This window comes from Eudoraea sp. (genome assembly GCF_049669105.1).
In the GTDB taxonomy this organism is placed as follows: domain Bacteria; phylum Bacteroidota; class Bacteroidia; order Flavobacteriales; family Flavobacteriaceae; genus Eudoraea.
Genome location: NZ_JBATKE010000162.1, coordinates 1 through 1,787 on the forward strand (window position 1 = coordinate 1; position 1,787 = coordinate 1,787).

3 protein-coding genes are annotated in these 1,787 nt (G+C 45.1%); all 3 read right to left on the reverse strand.

Going from position 1 to position 1,787, the window contains the following annotated elements; genetic code table 11:
- Positions 1 to 1,059, reverse strand: a 1,059-nt coding sequence (locus tag WBM60_RS13125; RefSeq protein ID WP_424283176.1) for a sigma 54-interacting transcriptional regulator, incomplete at its 3' end; no start/stop codon positions are given.
- Between the two features lie 240 nt (positions 1,060 to 1,299).
- Entirely contained in the window at positions 1,300 to 1,407 is a 108-nt protein-coding gene (locus WBM60_RS13130; protein ID WP_424283177.1) for a hypothetical protein, read from the reverse strand.
- A 27-nt stretch (positions 1,408 to 1,434) separates the two neighbouring features.
- Positions 1,435 to 1,787, reverse strand: a 353-nt coding sequence (locus tag WBM60_RS13135) for an alpha amylase C-terminal domain-containing protein (RefSeq protein WP_424283178.1), incomplete at its 5' end; no start/stop codon positions are given.

Sequence of the window (1,787 nt, forward strand, 5' to 3'; positions counted from 1 at the left end):
GCGATTGGTAGCGGCAATAATTCGAACATCGACTTTTATCGTCACAGAACTGCCCAAGCGTTCAAACTCACCGGTCTGTATCACCTGGAGCAACTTGGGCTGCAATTCCAACGGCAGTTCGCCGATCTCATCCAAAAACAGGGTAGCGCCGTCGGCAATCTCAAATCGTCCCAGACGCCTGGAATGAGCACCGGTGAAAGCACCTTTCTCATGGCCGAAGAGTTCGCTTTCGATAAGGTTTGAAGGCAGCGCGGCACAATTCATTTTAACCAATGCGCGATCCTTACGCAGGCTCAAGTTGTGAATCGCTCGCGCCACCAGCTCTTTGCCGGTGCCGGTTTCACCGAGAACCAGGACATTTGTATCCGTGCCGGCAATTTGTTCAACCTTGTAAAACACGTAATTGATGGCATCACTTTTGCCGATTATGTTCTCGTGGTTGTACTCCAGTTTGATTTCTTCCTGAAGATAAGCTCTCTCAGCTTCGAGTTGTTCTTTTAACTTTCTCGTTTCAGAAAGGGCGGTTTCAGACAGATCTTTGCTTTCTTCCGCCTCTTTTCTTGCGAGGACAAGTTCGGCCGTTCGCTTTTCGACAATTTCCTCAAGATTTCTTTTGTAATGTTCACGCTCAGTCACATCCTCGATGGCCAAAAGGATCAGCTGGGTTTGGTTTACCTCTCTGTAGATCCGTCTGGCATTCAGATGCATTATCTTTCGGCCGATGGTCTCAAAGTGATGTTCTACCTCGAAGTCATTAAATATGGTGTTTTGAGGTAGGATCTCTTCAAGCAATTCCCTGAGCTTGGGAATGTTCCATTGACGGTTGCCAAGATCGTATATTAAGATTCCTTCGGTCTCGTCAGGCTTGACCTTGAAGGTTTGGTAAAAGGAATGATTGGCTTTTACAACCTTCAAGTCAGAATCAAGCACCACTAGAGGTTCACGAATCGAACCCAGGATATTGTCAAATACTTCAATAAAGGATTGCAGCTTTCCTTTATCGTCCCCAAACTTCTTAAATTTTTGTTCGATTTTTCCAGGGGGTTGCTTGCTGTTCATTGGGAAAGTCGGCACTGTAATGTGATCGTTTTGCGAATTTGTTTAAAAAAGATAACAAGAAGATCCAAAGCCGCATCATGTTCCTTGATTGGTTAATAAGAACCATACAATGTGTATTAGGAACGATCAATAAACAATTTTAATAATATTTGAGGTGTGTTATGAAAATGAGGAATCGTTCGCCGAGGTCATAACTTGCGGCAGTCGGGTTAAAAGGCAAGCAAGATGGGCAATTATTTCTTACCGAAGCTCTAAAACCCCGACAATTATCGAGCACTTTAATTGTTTTGCGAGGTCAATGGCATACCTGGCTGCCTTTCGGGCTGTTTTCGATCCATCTGTCGGCACAAGAATTTATTGACATCATACGTCCTCCTATTCATCCTGTGAAAAAATTACCACTGTGTATGGCCCAATGCCGATTTCACCGGAGCAGGGCAGCCCATCGATTTTTTCCTCATGGGCCTCGACGTCAGGGGTGGGATGATTGGCAAAATTTGGGCCGTAATTATAAGAGTCACTGTTAAAACGCGTTTTCCACAATCCGGCCCGTGGAAAACCGATGACATAGCCGTCGCGATTTTGATTCATCATATTAGCCACCACAACGACGCTATCTTTCGGGCCTTGTTTGTCCGAACGATGGAAGGCGATGAGTTTGGTCTCATTGTTAAAATGATAGATATGGATGTTTTGACCGCACAACCCGTGCGTAACTCCCGACAGAT